This window comes from Xylophilus sp. (genome assembly GCA_009914555.1).
Taxonomy (GTDB): Bacteria; Pseudomonadota; Gammaproteobacteria; order Burkholderiales; family Burkholderiaceae_C; genus WNDY01.
The window spans coordinates 26,510-45,622 of record WNDY01000026.1 but is presented as its reverse complement, the minus strand read 5'-3'; the positions used below and the strand labels follow the sequence as shown (position 1 = coordinate 45,622).

Genomic DNA, 19,113 nt, shown 5'->3' with positions numbered 1-19,113 from the left:
TCAGGCGCCGGCCAGGCGGTGGACCAGCGCGGCCGGCACGCGGATCGGCAGATCGAGCAGCAGGAACGACAGCGCCTTGCCGTGCGCATCGAGGTTCAGCGCATCGTTGACGCCGCCGTCGAGCACCGCGTCGAGCACGAAGTTCATCGCCTGCAGCTTCGGCAGCACGAAGCGCTGCACCTCGGCTGGCTGGCGGTGGCGGAACTGCGCGGCCACGGCCGCGGGCGTGACCTGCTCGACCAGCAGCGGCCAGAGGTCGGCATGCCAGGCGATCACGCTGATGTTGGAGCGGTCGCCCTTGTCGCCGGTGCGGCCGTGGGCAGCGCGCCAGAGCGGGACGGTGATGTCTTGCACAGCGTTCATACTCCCCCCTCCACAATCTCATAGCGATGCTGAATAGCGCTTTGTGGCACCAAACAGGAGAGAGTATTCAGGCGCGGCGTGAGGGCGGCGCGCACGCCGCCGCCGCCGGCCGGGCCGCAGGTGTAGAGCGCGGTGACCTCGCGCGCGAGCTGCTCGGCCGTGGCGCGGTCGGCATGGGCGGCCGCGACGCGCAGGCGCACGTCGCGCGCACCGCCATCGGGCGTGGCCGCGAGCGTGCGGCCGGCATCGTCGCCGAAGACGCTGACGACGCCGATCAGGTCGGCGCGCAACGCAAGCTGCGGCAGGCGCTTGCGCAGCGTATCGGCCGCGAGCCGGGCGCGGCCTTCGGCGCGGGCGCCGGCATACGAAATCTCGCCCTCGGCCAGCCAGCCGCCTTCGTGGCAGACGTTGACCTTGTAGTGCTCCGGCCGCACATGGCCGCGCACGCCGGTGAGCGCCACGCGGTTCGGGCCGACCTCGGCGACCTCGGCCTCGGTGATGTCGGCCACCACGTCGGGCGTGAAGTAGGCGGCCGGGTCGTGCAGTTCGTAGAGCAGCTGTTCCTTGACCGTGGCCGCGGTGACGATGCCGCCGGGCGCGTCGGCCTTGCCGATGGTGCAGTTTCCGTCGGCGTCGATCTCGGCGACCGGAAAGCCGATGGCCTCGGGCACCGGTACGTCCTTGAAACCCGGGTCGGCGAAGTAGCCGCCGCAGACCTGGGCGCCGCATTCGAGCAGATGGCCAGCCATGGTGGCGCGCGCGAGCCGGTCCCAGTCGTCCGCGGCCCAGCCGAAGTGGGCCAGCGCCGGGCCGACGGTGAGCGACGGGTCGGACACCCGGCCGCAGACGACGACCTGGGCGCCGGCGCGGATCGCGTCGGCGATCGGCTGCGCGCCGAGGTAGGCATTGGCGCTCACGATGCTTGAGCCGTCGAGCTGCGCGCCGAGCGCGTCGTGCAGCAGCTCGGGCCGGCTCGACAGATCGTCGCCCTCGACCACCGCGATGCGCGGCACCGGCAGGCCGCGTTCGCGCGCGATGGCTGCGATGCGCCGGGCTGCGCCGCGCGGGTTGGCCGCACCGAAGTTGCTGACGATGCCGATGCCGTGCGCGAGGCAGCGCGCGAGCACCGGCCGCAGAATCGCGTCGAGCAGCGGCTCGTAGCCGGCGTCGGGGTCGGCGCGGCGGCGCAGTTGCGCCAGGGCCAGGGTGCGCTCGGCCAGCGTCTCGAAGATCAGGAACGCGCGCTGGCCCGGCACGCCGGCCGCGAGCCGCTGGATGAGCGTGTCGACCACCGGGCCGGCGGCGTCGGTGCGGTCGCCCGAGAAGCCGGCGGCGCAGCCGACGAGCAGCGGGGCGGCGGCGGAAGGGTTTGCGGAAACGGTCATGTCGCGGCCCACTGTAGGCATTTGCCATTAATCGGAGAAATAGAAAGTTCGGATAGATTCATCTGACTCTCGAATCGAAGCGATGACCGACCTCTCCGCCCGCCAGCTGCGCGCCTTCCTCGCGCTGGCTGACCTCCAGAACTTCACCCGCGCGGCCACGGCCTGTCACCTGTCGCAGCCGGCCTTCAGCGCGTTGGTGCGCGCGCTCGAAGACGCCGTAGGCACGCGCCTGTTCGACCGCAGCACGCGCAGCGTGCGGCCGACGGCGGCGGGGCGCCTGTTCGAGCCGGCCGCGCGGCGGCTGCTGGCCGACATGGAATCGGCGCTCGGCGATCTGGCCGACCATGCGCGGCTGGCGAGCGGGCGGGTGCACGTGGCCGCCCTGCCCTCATTGGCCGCGGGCTGGCTGCCGGCCGTGTTCGCCGAGTTCCGCGCCGCCTGGCCCGGCGTGGCGTTGGAGCTCAGCGACCTGCTGTCGGACCCGTGCGTCGAGCTGGTGCGCCGGGGCCGGGCCGACTTCGCGCTGGCCGCCGGCGGGCTGCGCGCCGACGACGCGGCCGTGCTCCAGGCGCTGCCGCTGTTTTCCGAGCATTGCCACCTGGTCTGCCGCGCCGACCATCCGCTCGCCGCGGCCCGGCGGCTGTCGCTGAAGGCGCTGGCGCCCTGGCCGTTCATCCACCTGGCGCGCCACAGCAGCGTGCGCCAGGCGCTGGAGGCCGCGCTGCATCCGCAGCCGATGAACACGGTGCTGGAGGTGGAGCAGCTCGCCACCGTGGCCGGCATGGTCGAGGCCGGCCTGGGCATCAGCGTGGTGCCGGGGCTGTCGCTCTACCAGTTCCAGTCGCCGCAGCTGGTGCGGCGGCGGCTGGCGCTGCCGCAGCTGCACCGCCAGATGGTGCTGGTGCGCCGGCGCGACGAGAGCCTGTCGCCGGCCGCGCAGGCGCTGCACGACCGGGTGGTGCAGGGGCTCAAGGCGCTCGGCATGGGAGGGGTATAGCCCCACAGCGCCCACCTGGCACCCGCTGTGGGCACATACTCTCGGCCCTAGTGGTCGTGGTGCAGGTAGCTGGCCTGCCGCGGCAGCCGCAGGCTCACGAGGAAGGCCACGACCATCATCGCCGTCACGTACCAGTAGAAGCCGCTCTCGTGCCCGGCGGCCTTGAAGTTGAGCGCCACGTACTCGGCCGAGCCGCCGAAGATCGCGTTGCCCACCGCATAGGCCAGCCCCACGCCGAGCGCGCGGACCTCGGGCGGGAACATCTCGGCCTTCACGATGCCGCTGATCGAGGTGTAGAAGCTCACGATCGCGAGCGCCAGCACGATCAGCACCAGCGCCACGACGGGGCTCGTCACGTGCTGCAGGGCGGTGAGCAGCGGCACGGTGAACAGCGCGCCGAGCGCGCCGAACAGCAGCATGTTGTTGCGCCGCCCGATGCGGTCGGACAGCATGCCGAAGAACGGCTGCATCACCATGTAGAGGAACAGCGCGCCGGTCATGATGTAGCTGGCCGTCTTGATCGGCAGGTGCACCGTGTTGACCAGGAACTTCTGCATGTAGGTGGTGAACGTGTAGAAGATCAGCGAGCCGCCGGCGGTGTAGCCCAGCACGGTGAAGAACGCGGCCTTGTGGTGGCGGAACAGGCCGCCGAGCGTGCCGGCGTCCTTGTCGCGGCGGGCGGCCTCGGTCTGGGTCTCGGTCAGCGTGCGGCGCAGCAGCAGCGCGATGACGGCGGTGACCGCGCCGATCACGAACGGGATGCGCCAGCCCCAGGCGCGGATCTCGGCTTCGCTCAGCAGCGCCTCGATGACCACCACGACCAGCACCGCGAGCAGCTGCCCGCCGATCAGCGTGACGTACTGGAACGACGAGAAGAAGCCGCGCTGCCCGCGCAGCGCCACCTCGCTCATGTAGGTGGCGGTGGCGCCGTACTCGCCGCCGACCGACAGGCCCTGGAACAGCCGCGCGGCCAGCAGCAGCGCCGGCGCCCAGGCGCCGATGGCCGCATAGGTCGGCAGGCCGGCGATCACGAGCGAGCCCGCGCACATCATCACCACCGAGATCAGCAGCGACCGCTTGCGGCCATAGCGGTCGGCGATGCGGCCGAACAGCCAGCCGCCGATCGGCCGCATGAGGAAGCCCGCCGCGAACACGCCGGCCGTGTTGAGCAGCTGCACCGTCGGGTCGGCCTTGGGAAAGAACGCGCCGGCGAAATAGATCGCGCAGAACGCGTAGACGTAGAAGTCGAACCATTCGACGAGGTTGCCCGAGGAGGCCGCGACGATGGCGAAGACGCGGTGGCGCTTCTCCTCGGCACTGTAGGCGCGTGGTGCGGCCGCGGCCTCGGAGGTAAGAGGGGTGGACATGCGGAGACCTTCCTTTGGTATGCGACACGGCGCCTGCGCTACCGCCGCCGCAACAGCCGCGGGGCTGGCGACGGAAGACCCGCGTCGTGGTTTTCCCGCATCCTCCCGCAACTTGCGTCGCCGGGTGCAACGACCTGTAGACAACCCCCGGCCCGCGCGGGGCACCGGCGCGGCCCGGGACGCGCAGCTACAGCACGGTGTAGTCGCTGCGGCGCTCGATGGGCGCGTGCCCGCCCGGCGTGAGCTGCACGTAGCGGCCGCCGACCTGGTCGATCGGCACGCAGTCGTCCACGTCGAGCAGCGCGTCGGTATGCGGCTGGTGCCAGCGCGTGGCGGCGTACCGCTGCCTGCCCAGCGCCCTGGCCGCAGCCCGGTCGCGCGCAACCACCAGCAGGTACTGGTGGGACTCGCCGAAATCGCCCGGCAGGTAGCCGCCGAGGTTGAGGAAGAACAGGCGCGGCGCGCCCGCGGCCGGCGCCTGGTGGCCGAACGACACGCGCCAGCCGTCCACACCCTCGACGCGCATCCAGGCATCGATGTGCACGCCGTGGGGGTCGCCGAACCACTGGGCCTTGAGGTCGCCGTGGGCCGCGGCGAGGTCATCGGCCACGACGAAAACGACGTCGTGCACTTCGATCTTGGCCCGCGGGTGCTTGCCGCCGAGCAGGACTACAAAGAGCATTGCGCGATTCTAGACACGGGCCAGCAGCCGGGGCACCGCCGAGGCCAGCAGCGCCACGCCCGAGGCCGTCAGCAGCCCGAGCACGATCTGGCGGAAGCGCGCCTCGCTGAGCCCCGTGTAGACCCGGGCGCCGAGCAGCGAGGGCACCAGCATGGCCGGTGCCACGATGGCGAACGACGGCAGCATCGCGCGCGTGACCACGCCCGATGCCAGATACATCGCCATGGTGACGGCCAGCATCGCGAGGTTGAAGTTCTGGATGACGGCGCGCTGTGCGTCGCGCTCCATGCGGCGCAGCGTGCACCACAGCGTCGGCAGCGTGCCGGTGAAGCCGCCGAGCCCGCCCATGACGCCGCCGGCCACGCCCACCACCGCGTCGGCCGCGCGGCTGCCGCGCACGGCCGGCAGGTGGCGGGCCACCAGCATGGTCGGGCACCACAGCACCAGCAGCGCGCCGAGCACGGCCTTGAACCAGTCCATGTCGAACCACGGCACTGCGGCCACGCCGAGCGGCACGCCGGCCAGGCCGCCCAGCACGAAGGGCGCGAGCCGGCGCCAGTTGAAGCCGCGGCGCACCGAGAAGGCCGCGATCAGCTGCCCGGTCAGCGAACCGAACACCGACAGTGCCACTGCGAGCCGCGGGTCCAGCACCCAGGCCCAGAACGACATGGCCACCAGCCCGAAAGCGAAGCCGGAGAGCCCCTGCACGAAGCCCGCGCAGGCGGCGCCGAGCGCCATCACGGCGATCTGCGTGCTGCTGCCCAGCTCCATGGCGGTGCCCCTCCCTGCATTCGTTGGTTGCGACGGCTGCGGATTGTGCGGGTGTGCCATAAGCAGATCATTTGAAATTAGTATCACCTCATGCCATCCCACTTATGCCTCCTCCATGGCCACCGCTGACGGCCTCGCCCTTCGGCTGGCCGCGCGCCTGCGCATGCGGCACCTGGTGCTGCTGCGGCTGATCCGCACGCACGGCTCGCTCACCCGCGTGGCCGAGCGCATGTCCACCAGCCAGCCGGCAGTGACGCAGGCGCTGGCGGAGCTGGAATCGCTGTTCGGCGCGCCGCTGTTCGTCCGCTCGCCCCGCGGCATGGCGCCCACGGCCCTGGGTGCGGCGGCGATCGTGCGGGCCGAAGCCATGCTGGAGGACCTGGACCACTGGGCCCGCGACATCGAAGCCGTGGGCGCCGGCCGGGCCGCGCACCTGCACGTCGGCGTGATCCCCTTCCTGCCCGGACGGCTGCTGGCCGCGGCCATCGGCGCCACCCGCTCGGGCGGGCTGCCGGTCGACGTGACGCTGCACGAAGGCACCAGCGACCATCTGCTCGACCGCCTGCGCACGCACAGGCTCGACTGCGTGGTGGGCCGCATCTCGGCCGTGCTCGACATGGGCGGGCTGGTGCACGAGGTGCTCTATGCGCAGGAGCCGCGGCTGATCGCCCACCGCCGCCTGGCCGCGCGGCTGGCGCGCCGGCCGCTGGCCTGGGCCGAGCTCGCGGGCCTGGACTGGGTGCTGGGCGCGCGCGGCACGCCGATGCGAGAGCAAATCACCGACTTCTTCCTGCGCGCCGGCGTGGCGCCGCCGCAGCCCTTCGTGGCAAGCCTCTCGACCCGGCTGGTCGGCGAGCTGGTCGCGGCCGGCGAACGGGCGGTCTCCATCGTGCCGGCGGACATCGCCGAGGAACTGGCCCGCATCGCCGGCGTCGGCATCGTGCCGCACCGCTTCGGCTGGACGCTGCCGCCGATCACACTGTTCCAGCGGGCCGAAGGCGCGAAGTATGCGGAGCAGGCCCTCTTCGCCGATGCGCTGCGGACGGCCTGCGCGCCATGGCGCCGCGGCTAGCGGCCGCTTTGCTCGACCCAGTCGGCGATCTCGCGCACGGCCGCCTGCGTGGCCTCGACCAGCGCCTGCACGCCGCCGGCCGCGTCGGCGCTGGGCGCGGGGCGCTGCACGACGACCTGGCGCTGGCCGAGCAGGCGCTCGCCGGCTGGAGTGTCGTCCACCAGCGTCACGCGCAGGCGGATCAGCCCGGCGCTGTCGGTCGGACTGCTGAAGACGTGGCTGAACTCCTCCAGGTTGGTGCGAAGCACCAGCGGCAGGCGGCCTTCGGTGCGCACCAGCGCGGCGCTCTCGCCGGCCACGAGCACCGGCCGGCGCCGGCCCAGCTCGGCCGCGAGCTGCTGGCCCACGAGCTGGGCCGGCGGCGTGCTCCAGCGCGCCTGGCTGTAGGGACGCAGCTGGCGCGCATCGGTATACCCCAGGCGGTACCACAGCGCCGTGCTTCCGTCGAGCGCGCCGGCGGGCTGTACCTCCGCCAGTGCAATCGGCGGCAGCTGCGCGGTGCCGTCGGCGGCGGGCCGGGGCGCGCTGGCGCCGGGGCCGAAGTCGTAGAGCGTGGGGCGGGCCGGCTTGTCGGGCAGCACCGAGGCGCAGCCGGCCAGCAGCACGGAACCGGTCGCCGCCAGCAGCACGGCGCGGCGGATCAGGAGGGGCAGGGCAGCAGGGGTGGACACGGGCAGTCTCCGAAAGTCAGTCAGTGCGCCGCAGTGCGGGCAGGGGCGGCGAAGCCGGGCTCGCCGGGGCCGGGCACGGCGGCGCCGTTGCCGAAGATCAGCGACTGCGGGTTGTCGTTGATGCCGTTGACGGTGCGGCTCAGCTGGCGCGCGGCGCGCGAGGCGTCGTCGGTCACGCGGTTGACGCGCGGCAGCGTGGCGGCGCCGAAGGCGTCGGCCGCATGGGCCAGCGCCTGCGTGCCCTGGGCCAGGCGGTCGAGCGCGCCGTCCTTCTCGTTCAGGCGGCGGGCGGTGGTGGCGATCTCGCGCGACATGCCGCCGACATCGGCCGCGGCGGTCTGCACCGTGCCGAGCGTGCGGCTCACGTCGGCGGCGATCTGCGGCAGCGTGGCCAGCGCCGGGTCGACGCGCTGGGACACGGTGGCGTCGATGCGGGCGCTGAGGGTGGCGATGCTGTCGGCCGCGCGGCCGATGTTGGCGATGGCGCCGACCAGCGTCTTCTGGTTGTCGTCGCCCAGCAGCGTGTTGATGCGCTCGGTGGCCTCCTTGATCTGGGCCAGGATCAGCGGCGCCTGCTCGGTCAGCTTGCCGAGCTGCGAGGTGCGCAGCGGCAGCCGCGGCAGGCCGCTGGCGCCGGAGGGCACCGGCGGCAGCGGCTCGGCCGCGTCGTCGAGCAGCACGTAGGCCAGCCCGGTCACGCCCTGGTCATTGAGCGTGGCGAAGGTCTTGGGCGTGACTGGCGCATGGTCGTCCACGGCGATGCGGATCAGCACGTTGGAGGCGGCCTGCGGGTCGAAGCCGATGGACTGCACCTTGCCCACGGCCACGCCCTTGTAGCGCACCGCCGCCTGCGGCTGCAGGCCGGTGATGCCGTCCTTGGTGGAGAGCTCGTAGCGCTTGTAGCTGCGGCTGTCGCGCGTGAGCCAGAACGACAGCGCGACAAGCAGCGCCGCCACGGCGATGACGAAGGCGCCGGCGGCCAGCGCGTGGGACTTGTTTTCCATCAGGAGGCCTCGCGGGAGGGGAGCGCCGGCGCCTTGGCCGGCGGCGGCGTGCCTTCGTCCTGCAGCGGCGCCAGCGCGCGGCGGCCGCGCTCGCCCAGGAAGAAGGTGCGGATGAAGGGATGGTCGAACTCGACGACCTCGGCGGGCGGCCCGGTGACGATCACCTTCTTCTCGGCCAGCACCGCCACGCGGGTGGACAGCGCGAACAGCGTGTCGAGGTCGTGGGTGACCATGACGACGGTCAGGCCCAGCTCCCGGTGCACTTCGCGCAGCAGGTCGCAGAACTCGTCGGAGCCCTGGGGATCGAGCCCGGCCGTGGACTCGTCGAGCATCAGCAGGGGCGGGTCCATGGCGATCGCGCGGGCCAGGGCCACCCGCTTGATCATGCCGCCCGACAGGTCGGCCGGCATGCGGTCGGCCACCTCGGCCTTGAGCCCCACCATACGCAGCTTGAGCAGCGCGGTCTCGCGGATCAGCTCGTCGGGCAGCGCATGCAGCTCGCGCAGCGGGAAGGCGATGTTGTCGAGCACGCTGAAGGCCGAGAACAGCGCGCCCTGCTGGAACAGCATGCCCACGCGCGCGGCCGCGCCCTTGCGGCCAAGCCGTGCGGCCGGCTCGCCCAGCACGGTGACGGTGCCGCGGGTGGGCGTCTGCAAACCGAGCATCTGGCGCAGCAGCACGGTCTTGCCGGTGCCGGAGCCGCCGACGAGCGTGAGCACCTCGCCGCGCTCAATGGTCAGGTCCAGGTCCTCGTGCACGGCGAAGGACTTGGCGCCGCTGCCGAACACGGTCCACAGGCCGTGGATCTCGACCGCCGGTTCGCCGGCGGCCCGCGGGGATGGCGGCGGCAGGACGGCAGCGTTCATATGCCAATGCTCTTGAAGGCCACGGCGAACAGCGCATCCACCAGGATGACCACAGTGATGGAGGTGACGACCGAGGCCGTCGTGCCCTGCCCCAGGCTCTGGGTGTTGGGCTCCACGCGCAGGCCCCAGTGGCAGCCGATCAGCGCGATCAGCACGCCGAACACGGCCGATTTGCCCAGCGCGAGCCACAGGTTGGAGATCTGCACCGCGTTCGGCAGCGCCTGGAAGAAGTAGGCCGGCGTGATGTTCATCGCGATGTCGGCCGCGGCCATGCCGCCCACCAGCGCGCACAGCGTGGTCCAGACGCTGACCAGCGGCATGGCGATGGCCAGCGCGATGGCGCGCGGCATCACGAGCCGGAAGCCGTGCGATATGCCCATGACGCTCATCGCGTCGAGTTCGTCGGTCACCCGCATCACGCCGATCTGCGCCGTGATGGCCGAGCCCGAGCGGCCCGCCACGAGGATCGCGCCGAGCAGCGGTCCCAGTTCTCGGATCAGCGAGATTCCGAGGATGTTGACGATGAACGACTCCGCGCCGAACTGGCGCAGCTGCATCGACATCAGGTAGGCCAGCACCACGCCGATCAGCGCGCCCACCATGGCGGTGATCGGCAGTGCCGTCGCGCCCATGCTGTAGAGGTGGCCGGAGATGTCGCGCCACGGCGCCTCGCGCGGCGCGCGGGCGAAGCGGCCGATGTCCAGTGCGAGCTGGCCGATCAGCGCGACCAGCGCGCGGCCATGGTCCACCGCGTGCAGCACCAGCACGCCGAGCCGGTCGATGCGGTGCGCGCACCAGGCGCCGGCGCGCTCGCGCTGCGGCTTCGGCGCCTCGCCGCCCAGCTTCTCCAGCCGCTCGAGGATGCTGCGCTGCGCATCGGTCAGCGCCACGTCGCGCGGCCAGTCGCGGCCCCAGCGGTCCCAGAGCAGCTGGGCGCCGAGGTGGTCGAAGCGGGTGACGGATTCGAAGTCCCAGGCGGCATCGGCGCCGGCCTCCCCGAGCGTGCGTGCGAGGCGCCGCCAGTGGCCCGCCAGCGAGGCGGCATCCCAGGCGCCTTGCAGCTCCATCCGCGTGCGGGCCGCTTCGCTGCGGCGGACGACATCCGGGCGGGTGTTCTGGGCGGGCGATGGCGGCGACGGCGGTGGCAAGGCGTGCGGCAACAGGAGAAGGAGCCACATCCTACCCGGGTAGAACCCGCCGTGACCGTCTGCTCGCCATTCGTCACAAGCACTGCGAGGTGCTGCCTATAATTTTGCGCCCCGGGGGGCGCTCCCGCTGGCCTCTCCCCACGCGCGCGCCAGGTGCCCGGCGCGCACCGCGATGCGCTGGAGGGCATGGCGTGCCGCTGCTGGAAGCCGGCTGCGGTGAACTCCGCCGGCAGCCCTGGCGGCAATCCAATCAGCTGGAAATGCGCAACGACACGGCCGACCGCGGCGCCACGGCCGATGGCGGCAGCGGCGCACTGCTGTCGGGGATGCCCGGCAGCGGATTGGCCGCATGCGTGGCCACGCGGTTGCGCCCCAGGTGCTTGGCGCGATAGAGCGCCGCGTCGGCCCGTCCCACCAGCGCCGCGCCATCGGCGTCCAGCGCCGCCACGAAGGCCGCCAGGCCGAAACTCAGCGTCAGCAGCTTGCCGTTGGGCGAGGTGGCGTCCGACAGCGCGCGCGCATGCAGCGCGTCCTGCACCCGGCGCACCAGATCCAGCGCGCCGACCGCGTCGGTGTTCGACAGCACCAGCGCGAATTCCTCGCCGCCATAGCGGGCGACGACGTCGGTGGCGCGGGCCGAGGTGGCGGCCAGCACGCGGGCGACCTCGCGGATGCAGTCGTCGCCGGCCAGGTGGCCGTAGAAGTCGTTGAAGGCCTTGAAATGGTCGATGTCGCACATCACCACGGCCAGCGGCTCGCCGCGGCGGCGCGCGCGGGCGATCTCGCGATCGAGGATGGTGTCGAGCGCGCGGCGGTTGGCCAGGCCGGTGAGCCCGTCCATCCAGGCCAGCTGGCGCAGCTGCGCGTTGTCCTGCTGCAGACGGCGCGTGTCGGCACGCAGGCTCTCTTCGGTCTGCCGCACGGTGGTGATGTCGGCCAGCCGCAGCACGCAGCCGCCGCCTTCGGCCGGGCCGGCATAGGCCGCGTACCAGCGCTGCTGGCCGTCGGCGCCCGGCAGGGCCACGTCCTTCTGCTCGCCATGCACGGACCGGGCTGCGGCGTGCGCCCAGGCATCCAGGCCGAGCGCGGGCCACAGCGGCAGGGCTGCCTGCACCGGCAGTCCTTCAAGCCCTGCGCTGCCGGCCGCACCGCCCAGGCGGGCGAACTGCGCGTTGACCGCAGCCACCGTCCAGCCGCCGCGGCTCCCGTCTGCGGGCGGGTGCAGCGTGAGGATGGCATCGCTCGCGATGTCGAGCGCGGCCTGGAGCAGGCGCTCCCGGCCGCTGGCGGGCAGGGTCGGGTCGGTCGTCACCGGCAGATCGGGTGGGTGGAGGGGCCCGGAGGCGGCTGAAAACCGACAAGTGTAGCAATCCGTTTCGGCTGCCCGGCTCGGGGTTTCACCCCTTCTGCAGGGGGCGGCGGCCTCATGGGCCTGGCGGAGGGCGCGGCGGCGCGCAGGCGCTTTCCCTCCTCGGCACCGCGCCAGTGCAGGGCCGCGTCAGCAGCGGTGGACGTGCCCAACGCCTGCGCCACGCGAACGTGACCGCGGCCGAAGGCGCCACGGCGTTTCCGCCGAAGCGGCCCTGGGAATCCGCCGCCGGTCAGCCGGCGGCGGCCGTCGGGTTCACATCGGCCTTCGCCAGCGCGCTCAGCTTCTCGTCCGTGCGCTTTTCCTCTTCGAAGGTGTCGAGTAGCGGCTGCAGCGCCGGCAGCTTGAAGCCCAGCTGCTTGCCCACCGCGATCAGCGTGCCGTAGCTGGCGATCTCGTAGTGCTCGACCTTCTGCGCCGCGGCGATCAGGGCCACGTCGAGCACGGGCCCCTTGTCGATCTCGTCGATGACTTCCTGGCCCTCCTCGATCAGGCCTTCCATCGCCGCGCACTTCATGCGCTTGAGCCGCAGGCCGGTGGCCTCGACGACCTGGTCGATGCGCTCGATCTGGCCCTGGGTCTCCTCCAGGTGGGTGGTGAAGGCCTGTTCCAGCTCGGGCGAGGTCGAGGCCCGGGCGAGCTTGGGCAGCGCACGGGTGAGCTGCTTCTCCGCGCTGTAGATGTCGGACAGCAGGTGCACGAAAACGTCTTCGAGGGTCTTGCGTTTGGCCATCGGTTGCTCCAGGGTTGGTATTGAGGATGAGCGGCTGCGCCCGCGCGGGGCGCAGCCGGCCTACGATTCCAACCAGGGGCACCGGCGCCGGGCGCCCACCATCGGCTGACCGGGCTGTAGGACAATTCCCCGTTCCCGGCTCCCTTGCAACCGCCAGCCAGCAGCCACTGTTGCCCACGCCGGTCTTGCCCTGCGAGGCACCGCCGGCCCGGGTGTGCAGATCCCACCAGCGGCTCACTCATCACGTGGGCGACCAGACGAAGCGCGTGGCCGCGGCCTTGGCGTCGGGGTCGAATCCGCAACTGGCGCCACGTGGCCCGCGCCGTCGCGCACCTTGCTGGCCGAGTAGATGGTCACGTACTCCAGCACGTAGAAGCCGGGCGGTGGCGGGCGCCGCAACGGGCTGGAGCGGGAGGGCGCGCGCGGCGATACCTGCCGCACGGCGATGGAATCGCTGTCATGGGATGTCTTTCTCCTGTGTGATGGATCCGCGCCGCATCGGCGGGTGCCGAGCGCAAGCGGCGGCGGGATGGTCACACCGGCCCCGGGCAGGCGTCCAATATCGGATGCATCTCGCAGAATACCCGCGCGGTATGGAGTGGTCCGCCATGGCCATGACAGCCGCACACGCGAAAAAACACCACGCGTGCCGGGCAGCAGGCGTGGTGTTTTCTTAAGGCGCCGGCCCGGTGGCCGGCGGGACTGCTCAGGCCGTGACGGCGGCCAGCGCGGCGTTGAACGTGGCGCTGGGGCGCATCACGGCTGCGAGCTTGGCGGCGTCGGGCTGGTAGTAGCCGCCGATGTCAGCCGGCTTGCCCTGCACATCGGCCAGTTCGCCCACGATCTTCTGCTCGTTGTCGGCCAGCGTCTTGGCCAGCGGCGCGAACTTCGCCGCCAGTTCGGCGTCCTCGGTCTGGGCGGCCAGTTCCTGTGCCCAGTACAGCGCCAGGTAGAACTGGCTGCCACGGTTGTCGAGCTGGCCGGTCTTGGGCGACGGGCTCTTGTTGTTGTCCAGCAGCCGCCCGGTGGCGGCGTCGAGCGTCCTGGCCAGCAGCTTGGCGCGGGCGTTGCCGTTCTTGATGCCGAGCTCCTCGAGGCTCACGGCCAGCGCCAGGAATTCGCCGAGCGAGTCCCAGCGCAGGTGGTTCTCCTCCACCAGCTGCTGCACGTGCTTCGGCGCCGAGCCGCCGGCGCCGGTCTCGTAGAGGCCGCCGCCGGCCATCAGCGGCACGATCGAGAGCATCTTGGCCGAGGTGCCCAGCTCCATGATGGGGAACAGGTCGGTCAGGTAGTCGCGCAGGATGTTGCCGGTCACCGAGATGGTGTCCAGGCCGCGGATCACGCGCTCCAGCGTGTAGCGCATTGCGCGCACCTGGCTCATGATCTGGATGTCCAGGCCGGTCGTGTCGTGGTCCTTGAGGTACTTCTTGACCTTCTTGATGACCTCGTTTTCGTGCGGGCGGTACGGATCGAGCCAGAACACGGCCGGCGTGTTGGACTGGCGCGCGCGGGTGACGGCAAGCTTGACCCAGTCCTGGATCGCGGCGTCCTTGACCTGGCACATGCGCCAGATGTCGCCCTGCTCGACGTTCTGCGACAGCAGCACCTCGCCGGTGGCAAGGTCCACGATGTTGGCCACGCCGTCCTCGGCGATCTCGAAGGTCTTGTCGTGCGAGCCGTACTCCTCGGCCTGCTGGGCCATGAGGCCGACGTTGGGCACGGTGCCCATGGTCTTCGGGTCGAACGCGCCGTGCCACTTGCAGAAGTTGATGATCTCCTGGTAGATGCGGGCGAAGGTCGATTCGGGCATCACGGCCTTGACGTCCTTCAGGCGGCCGTCGGCGCCCCACATCTTGCCGCCGTTCCTGATCATCGCGGGCATCGAGGCATCGACGATGATGTCGTTGGGCGAATGGAAGTTGGTGATGCCCTTGGCCGAATCGACCATCGCGAGTTCGGGGCGGTGCTCGTGGCAGGCGTGCAGGTCGCGCTTGATCTCGTCCTGCTTGCTCTGCGGCAGCGTGGCGATCTTGTTGTACAGGTCGACCATGCCGTTGTTGACGTTGACGCCGAGCTCGTCGAACAGCGCCGCGTGCTTGGCGAAGGCGTCTTTGTAGAAGATGCGCACGGCGTGGCCGAACACGATGGGGTGCGAGACCTTCATCATCGTGGCCTTGACGTGCAGCGAGAACATCACGCCGGTCTTGTGCGCGTCTTCGATCTGCTCTTCGTAGAAGGCCAGCAGGGCCTTCTTGCTCATGAACATGGAGTCGATGATCTCGCCGTCCCTGAGCGACACCTTGGGCTTGAGCACGGTGGTCTTGCCACTCTTGCCGACCAGCTCCATCTTCACGTCGCGCGCCTTGTCGAGCGTGAGCGATTTCTCGCCATGGTAGAAGTCGCCGTGGTGCATGTGCGAGACGTGCGAACGCGAGGCCTGGCTCCACTCGGCCATGCTGTGGGGGTTCTTGCGGGCGTATTCCTTGACGGCCCTGGGCGCACGGCGGTCGGAGTTGCCTTCGCGCAGGACCGGATTCACCGCGCTGCCGATCACCTTGTTGTAGCGGGCGCGGATGTCCTTCTCTTCGTCCGTCTTCGGGTTCTCGGGGAAGTCGGGGATCGCGTAGCCCTTGCCCTGGAGTTCCTTGATGGCGGCCTGCAGCTGCGACACCGATGCGCTGATGTTCGGCAGCTTGATGATGTTGGCCTCGGGCTGGAGCGTGAGCTTGCCGAGTTCGGCCAGGGTGTCCGGCACGCGCTGGGCCTCGGTCAGGCGCTCGGGGAACTGGCCCAGGATGCGGGCGGCCACCGAGATGTCGCTGGTCTCCACGTTCACGCCGGCCGGTGCCGCGAAGGTGCGCACGACGGGCAGGAAGGCGGCGGTCGCCAGCGCCGGCGCTTCGTCGGTCAGCGTGTAGATGATGGTCGGTTGCGTTGTGCTCATGCGCGTGCTTTTTCAGAGGATGGGAAGGAGGTTTACCTACCGATTTTCGCGCTTTCTGAAGGCAGCGCATGCCCAACCTTGCCGATGGGGTGTTTTCCCGCGGCCGGGGCCTTGGAGCGAATGCGGCTGGCAAACCAAATACCCCCGCCTGTAATACACCATAGCGCTTGACATTGATACACTGTGAAGCCATACTACCCGCTTTAATATCTAGCATGCGGGCGATGGCGCAACGTCCGCGCGGCGGCTTGCCGCATGCCCGCGTGCGCACCCGACGCGCTGCGGCTTTTTACAATCGCAGAATGCCTACGCCCGCCTACACCCGCGCCGCCGAACTGCCCGCCATCCTGGCGCGGCGCATCGCCATCCTCGACGGCGCGATGGGCACGATGATCCAGCGCTTCAGGCTCACCGAGGCGCAGTACCGCGGCGAGGGCGGCCCGGCCGAAGCCTATGCCCGGTTCAAGGACTTCCCGCGCGACGTCAAGGGCAACAACGAGCTGCTGTCGATCACCTGGCCCGACGTGATCCGCGACATCCACGAGGGCTACCTCGCCGCCGGCGCCGACCTGATCGAGACCAACACCTTCGGCGCGACCACGATCGCGCAGGAGGACTACGGCATGGCCGACCTGGCCTACGAGATGAACCTCGCCTCGGCCAAGCTCGCGCGCGCCGCCTGCGACAAGTTCAGCACGCCCGACAAGCCCCGCTTCGTCGCCGGCGCCCTGGGCCCGACGCCCAAGACCGCGAGCATCAGCCCCGACGTGAACGACCCCGGCGCGCGCAACGTCGATTTCGAGGCTCTGCGCGCCGCCTACTACGACCAGACCAAGGCCCTGGCCGAGGGCGGCGCCGACGTGCTGCTGGTCGAGACCATCTTCGACACGCTCAACGCCAAGGCCGCGCTGTTCGCGATCGACGAATGGTTCGAGGCCAGCGGCGAGCGGCTGCCGATCCTCATCAGCGGCACGGTGACCGATGCCTCGGGCCGCATCCTCAGCGGCCAGACGGTCACCGCCTTCTGGCACAGCGTGCGCCATGCCCAGCCGCTGGCCGTCGGCCTGAACTGCGCGCTCGGTGCCACCCTGATGCGACCCTACATCCAGGAGCTGCACAAGGCCGCGCCCGACACCTTCATCAGCTGCTATCCCAATGCCGGCCTGCCCAACCCGATGCGCGACACCGGCTTCGACGAGACGCCCGAGGTCACGAGCCGGCTGCTGCACGAGTTCGCGGCCGAGGGGCTGGTCAACATCGTCGGCGGCTGCTGCGGCACCACGCCGGAGCACATCGGCGCGATCGGCCAGGCCGTGCGCGGCGAAGCGCCACGCGGCGTGGGGCGCGGGCTGTTCACGGCGCTGGCTGCGGCGTAGCCAGCTCGGCGATCCGCGCGACGAACGCCTGCCCTGCCCGCCCGAGCGGGCGCTCCTTCGACCAGACAACGTCCACCCACAGGTCCAGCCCGTTTGTGAGGTTGGCCAGGCGCAGCTCGCGCAGCGTACCGGCCGCCACGTGGGGCGCGGCGAAGCTGCGCGGCAGCCAGCCCCAGCCGAGGCCGGCGGTCAGCAGGCCCAGCGCGGCGACCGGGCTGTCGGTGCGCCAGTGCTGGCGGCCGAAGACGAAGCGCGGGTCGAGCACCCGGGCGTCGCGCGCCGCCACCACGATCTGCCGCGTGGCGACCAGGTGGGCCTCGCGCAGGCCGCCGGCGGGGCCGCCGTCGGCCACGAACGGGTGCTGCGGCGCGGCATACATGGTCAGCCGCTCGCGGCCCACTTCCTCGAAGGCCTCGCGGCCGTCCATGCTCGGGCGCTCGAACACCAGGGCCAGCTGGGCATAGCCCTTGTGCAGCAGCCGCAGCGCGTCGGCCTGGGGCCAAGCCAGGATCTCGACTTCCAGCGCCGGGTGTTCAGCCGCGACGGCCTGCAGGGGCGCGATCCAGCGGGCGGTGATCAGCTCGGGCGCGATCGCGATCGTCAGCCGCGGCTCCAGCCCCTGGCGCAGCGCCTGCGCATGCACATTGAGCGCGCCGAGCTGGGCGGCCAGCAGCCGGGCCTGCGGCTCCAGCGCGCGGGCAGCCGCCGTGGGACGCGGCTCGCGGCCGCTGCGGTCAAACAGCGGCAGGTCCAGCGCGGCCTCCAGCTGGGCGATGGCCATGCTGACGGCCGAGGGCACGCGGCCGAGCCGGCGCGCGGCGGCCGAGAACGAGCCGCTGTCGATCACGGCGAGGAAGACCTGCACGCTGTCGGAGTCGAAGGCCATGGCCGGCGCCTCTTTCAATCCAATTGAAAGAAGCTGACTTTATATGTCAGCGACACACACATACAGTCTCGGCTCGTCTGTCGCCCGTCTGTCCAGGAGTTCCGCATGCAAGGCCCGTTGCGCCGCGTCGTCTATGTCACGCTCTACGAAGGCATCGCCATCATCGTCACCAGCTTCGCGCTGGCCGCGTTCGCGGTCCAGGGGCTGGCCCATGCGGGTGCGCTGTCGGTCATGGCGTCGGCCATCGCCGTCGTCTGGAACCTGGTGTTCAACGCGCTGTTCGAGCGCTGGGAGGCCCGCCAGGCGGTGCGCGGGCGCAGCCTGCGGCGGCGCGTCGCCCATGCGATCGGCTTCGAGGGCGGGCTGATCTTCTTCCTGGTGCCGGTGATCGCTTGGTGGCTCGGCATCGGCCTGTGGCAGGCGCTGCTGACCGACCTCGGGCTCGTGGTGTTCTTTCTGGTCTACACCTTCGTCTTCAACTGGGCCTTCGACGCCGTGTTCGGGCTGCCGCGCTCGGCGGCGGGGCCGGCGGCGGCGCGGTAGCGGGCGCCGGGCGGGGCTCGTAGGCGAGCTCCATGCGGTAGGCCAGCGCGAGAAACAGCGACTGCGCGAGGCACAGCGTGCTCGTGAGCGAGCGAAAGCCGAAGGTCGCGCCGTCCTGCGCGAGCAGCGTCGCATCGGCGCGCGCGGCCAGCGGGCTCAGCTGGCTGTCGGTCAGCGCGACCAGCCGCGCGCCGCGTGCGAGCGCATCGTCCACCAGCTCCAGCGTCTCGGCCGCATAGGGCTCGAACGACACGGCCAGCATCACATCGCCCGGCTGCAGCGCGCGCAGCTCGCCCTTGTGCATCGCGCCCAGGCCATGCAGCCAGTGCACCGGCCGGGCCGTGTGCTGCAGCGCATAGGCCAGGTAGGCGCCGACCGGAAAGGCCCGCCGCGAGGCCGCGAGCCAGAGCGCCGGCGCCGCGAGCATCAGATCGACCGCCGCGTCGAACGGCGCATCGGGCAGGCTGCGCTGCAAGGCCTGCAGGCTGTCGATGCTGCCCTGGATCACCTCGTGCGCCAGCCGCGTGCCGGCCAGCGCCGGGCCGCCGGGCACGATCAGCTCGCGGATGCGGTCCTGGTAGTCGCGGTTGGGCGAGAGCTGGCGCACCGCGCCGGCGCGGAACAGCGCCTGCATCTCGCTGTAGCCCGAGAAGCCGAAGTGCTTGGCGAAGCGCACCACCGCCGACGGCTGCACGCCGCACTGCGCGGCCGTGGCCTGCACGCCTTCGATGGCGAGCCGCTCGCCGTGCTGCTCCACATGGCGGGCGATGGCCTTGAGCTGCCGGCTCAGCGGCGCGAAGCCCGCGCGCACCGCGGCGAGGAAGGCGGCCGCGTCGGCAAAGGGAGTGGTTGGCTGGGTTTTTCTAAGAGTCATATTTTTAGAAAATATTTTCTATTGTCGGCTATCATCCGCAGCGCGAACGACCGAAGGAGACC

General features: G+C 71.1%; 18 protein-coding genes. 4 read left to right on the top strand and 14 right to left on the bottom strand.

The genetic code is table 11. The features are described from left to right. Window positions 1-363, bottom strand: a complete 363-nt coding sequence (locus tag GAK38_RS12905; RefSeq protein WP_325344716.1) for an AtuA-related protein — start codon at window positions 361-363, stop codon at window positions 1-3. Further along, window positions 360-1,748 carry an acyclic terpene utilization AtuA family protein gene (locus tag GAK38_RS12900; protein ID WP_325344714.1) on the bottom strand — a complete coding sequence of 463 codons (1,389 nt, stop codon included), beginning with the start codon at window positions 1,746-1,748 and terminating at the stop codon, window positions 360-362. The genes GAK38_RS12905 and GAK38_RS12900 overlap by 4 nt, the downstream gene beginning before the upstream one ends. A 73-nt stretch (window positions 1,749-1,821) precedes the next feature. Here GAK38_RS12900 and GAK38_RS12895 point away from each other — a divergent pair, with 73 nt between their 5' ends. Further along, the gene (locus GAK38_RS12895) at window positions 1,822-2,745 is read left to right on the top strand and encodes a LysR family transcriptional regulator (RefSeq protein WP_443089212.1); all 924 of its coding nucleotides are present in this window, start codon (window positions 1,822-1,824) and stop codon (window positions 2,743-2,745) included. A gap of 47 nt (window positions 2,746-2,792) precedes the next feature. Here GAK38_RS12895 and GAK38_RS12890 read toward each other — a convergent pair whose 3' ends face one another. The 3 genes from GAK38_RS12890 to GAK38_RS12880 form a co-directional block, all read right to left on the bottom strand. Continuing rightward, window positions 2,793-4,112: an MFS family transporter gene (locus GAK38_RS12890; RefSeq protein WP_325344709.1), complete on the bottom strand. Its 1,320-nt coding sequence runs from the start codon at window positions 4,110-4,112 to the stop codon at window positions 2,793-2,795. A gap of 187 nt (window positions 4,113-4,299) precedes the next feature. Next, window positions 4,300-4,794, bottom strand: coding sequence for a DUF1543 domain-containing protein (locus GAK38_RS12885; protein ID WP_325344707.1), 495 nt, complete (start codon window positions 4,792-4,794; stop codon window positions 4,300-4,302). A gap of 9 nt (window positions 4,795-4,803) precedes the next feature. Further along, on the bottom strand, window positions 4,804-5,565 hold the full coding sequence (locus tag GAK38_RS12880; RefSeq protein ID WP_325344705.1) for a sulfite exporter TauE/SafE family protein: 762 nt from the start codon (window positions 5,563-5,565) through the stop codon (window positions 4,804-4,806). Window positions 5,566-5,680: 115 nt separating this feature from the next. On the opposite strand from GAK38_RS12880, the gene GAK38_RS12875 reads away from it, so the two are divergent. Continuing rightward, window positions 5,681-6,637, top strand: coding sequence for a LysR substrate-binding domain-containing protein (locus GAK38_RS12875; RefSeq protein WP_325344702.1), 957 nt, complete (start codon window positions 5,681-5,683; stop codon window positions 6,635-6,637). On the opposite strand, the gene GAK38_RS12870 is transcribed toward GAK38_RS12875, so the two are convergent. From GAK38_RS12870 to GAK38_RS12840, 7 genes are all read right to left on the bottom strand, one after another. Next, entirely contained in the window at window positions 6,634-7,308 is a 675-nt protein-coding gene (locus GAK38_RS12870; RefSeq protein ID WP_325344700.1) for an ABC-type transport auxiliary lipoprotein family protein, read from the bottom strand. The genes GAK38_RS12875 and GAK38_RS12870 overlap by 4 nt on opposite strands. Window positions 7,309-7,328: 20 nt before the next feature. After that, window positions 7,329-8,312, bottom strand: coding sequence for an MlaD family protein (locus GAK38_RS12865; RefSeq protein WP_325344699.1), 984 nt, complete (start codon window positions 8,310-8,312; stop codon window positions 7,329-7,331). Beyond that, a complete protein-coding gene (locus GAK38_RS12860; protein ID WP_325344697.1) occupies window positions 8,312-9,178 on the bottom strand; it encodes an ABC transporter ATP-binding protein in 867 nt (288 codons plus the stop codon). Before GAK38_RS12860 ends, GAK38_RS12865 begins: the two co-directional genes overlap by 1 nt. Further along, window positions 9,175-10,245 (bottom strand): MlaE family ABC transporter permease, encoded by a 1,071-nt coding sequence (locus tag GAK38_RS12855; RefSeq protein ID WP_325344696.1) that lies wholly within the window; start codon window positions 10,243-10,245, stop codon window positions 9,175-9,177. The genes GAK38_RS12860 and GAK38_RS12855 overlap by 4 nt, the downstream gene beginning before the upstream one ends. Before the next feature lie 331 nt (window positions 10,246-10,576). Next, window positions 10,577-11,638, bottom strand: coding sequence for a sensor domain-containing diguanylate cyclase (locus tag GAK38_RS12850; RefSeq protein ID WP_325344694.1), 1,062 nt, complete (start codon window positions 11,636-11,638; stop codon window positions 10,577-10,579). A gap of 289 nt (window positions 11,639-11,927) precedes the next feature. Further along, the gene (locus GAK38_RS12845; protein WP_325344693.1) at window positions 11,928-12,428 is read right to left on the bottom strand and encodes a YciE/YciF ferroxidase family protein; all 501 of its coding nucleotides are present in this window, start codon (window positions 12,426-12,428) and stop codon (window positions 11,928-11,930) included. A 706-nt stretch (window positions 12,429-13,134) separates the two neighbouring features. Continuing rightward, entirely contained in the window at window positions 13,135-15,372 is a 2,238-nt protein-coding gene (locus GAK38_RS12840; RefSeq protein WP_325344691.1) for an NADP-dependent isocitrate dehydrogenase, read from the bottom strand. A gap of 302 nt (window positions 15,373-15,674) precedes the next feature. On the opposite strand from GAK38_RS12840, the gene GAK38_RS12835 reads away from it, so the two are divergent. Next, window positions 15,675-16,748, top strand: a complete 1,074-nt coding sequence (locus GAK38_RS12835) for a homocysteine S-methyltransferase family protein (protein ID WP_325344689.1) — start codon at window positions 15,675-15,677, stop codon at window positions 16,746-16,748. On the opposite strand, the gene GAK38_RS12830 is transcribed toward GAK38_RS12835, so the two are convergent. Continuing rightward, window positions 16,726-17,634 (bottom strand): LysR family transcriptional regulator, encoded by a 909-nt coding sequence (locus GAK38_RS12830; RefSeq protein WP_325344687.1) that lies wholly within the window; start codon window positions 17,632-17,634, stop codon window positions 16,726-16,728. The two genes, GAK38_RS12835 and GAK38_RS12830, sit on opposite strands and share 23 nt — an antisense overlap. A gap of 105 nt (window positions 17,635-17,739) precedes the next feature. On the opposite strand from GAK38_RS12830, the gene GAK38_RS12825 reads away from it, so the two are divergent. Further along, entirely contained in the window at window positions 17,740-18,177 is a 438-nt protein-coding gene (locus GAK38_RS12825; RefSeq protein WP_325344686.1) for a PACE efflux transporter, read from the top strand. Here GAK38_RS12825 and GAK38_RS12820 read toward each other — a convergent pair. Beyond that, the gene (locus tag GAK38_RS12820; RefSeq protein WP_325344684.1) at window positions 18,110-19,051 is read right to left on the bottom strand and encodes a MurR/RpiR family transcriptional regulator; all 942 of its coding nucleotides are present in this window, start codon (window positions 19,049-19,051) and stop codon (window positions 18,110-18,112) included. The two genes, GAK38_RS12825 and GAK38_RS12820, sit on opposite strands and share 68 nt — an antisense overlap. Between the last annotated feature and the right edge of the window lie 62 nt (window positions 19,052-19,113).

Excerpts from the sequence above, each read along its gene's own strand:
- GAK38_RS12890 (WP_325344709.1), bottom strand. The coding sequence starts at position 4,112 with ATGTCCACCCCTCTTACCTCCGAGGCCGCGGCCGCACCACGCGCCTAC.
- GAK38_RS12825 (WP_325344686.1), top strand. The coding sequence starts at position 17,740 with ATGCAAGGCCCGTTGCGCCGCGTCGTCTATGTCACGCTCTACGAAGGC.
- GAK38_RS12835 (WP_325344689.1), top strand. The coding sequence starts at position 15,675 with ATGCCTACGCCCGCCTACACCCGCGCCGCCGAACTGCCCGCCATCCTG.
- GAK38_RS12840 (WP_325344691.1), bottom strand. The coding sequence starts at position 15,372 with ATGAGCACAACGCAACCGACCATCATCTACACGCTGACCGACGAAGCG.
- GAK38_RS12880 (WP_325344705.1), bottom strand. The coding sequence starts at position 5,565 with ATGGAGCTGGGCAGCAGCACGCAGATCGCCGTGATGGCGCTCGGCGCC.
- GAK38_RS12855 (WP_325344696.1), bottom strand. The coding sequence starts at position 10,245 with ATGGAGCTGCAAGGCGCCTGGGATGCCGCCTCGCTGGCGGGCCACTGG.
- GAK38_RS12860 (WP_325344697.1), bottom strand. The coding sequence starts at position 9,178 with ATGAACGCTGCCGTCCTGCCGCCGCCATCCCCGCGGGCCGCCGGCGAA.
- GAK38_RS12900 (WP_325344714.1), bottom strand. The coding sequence starts at position 1,748 with ATGACCGTTTCCGCAAACCCTTCCGCCGCCGCCCCGCTGCTCGTCGGC.
- GAK38_RS12820 (WP_325344684.1), bottom strand. The coding sequence starts at position 19,051 with ATGACTCTTAGAAAAACCCAGCCAACCACTCCCTTTGCCGACGCGGCC.
- GAK38_RS12845 (WP_325344693.1), bottom strand. The coding sequence starts at position 12,428 with ATGGCCAAACGCAAGACCCTCGAAGACGTTTTCGTGCACCTGCTGTCC.
- GAK38_RS12905 (WP_325344716.1), bottom strand. The coding sequence starts at position 363 with ATGAACGCTGTGCAAGACATCACCGTCCCGCTCTGGCGCGCTGCCCAC.
- GAK38_RS12875 (WP_325344702.1), top strand. The coding sequence starts at position 5,681 with ATGGCCACCGCTGACGGCCTCGCCCTTCGGCTGGCCGCGCGCCTGCGC.
- GAK38_RS12830 (WP_325344687.1), bottom strand. The coding sequence starts at position 17,634 with ATGGCCTTCGACTCCGACAGCGTGCAGGTCTTCCTCGCCGTGATCGAC.
- GAK38_RS12885 (WP_325344707.1), bottom strand. The coding sequence starts at position 4,794 with ATGCTCTTTGTAGTCCTGCTCGGCGGCAAGCACCCGCGGGCCAAGATC.
- GAK38_RS12865 (WP_325344699.1), bottom strand. The coding sequence starts at position 8,312 with ATGGAAAACAAGTCCCACGCGCTGGCCGCCGGCGCCTTCGTCATCGCC.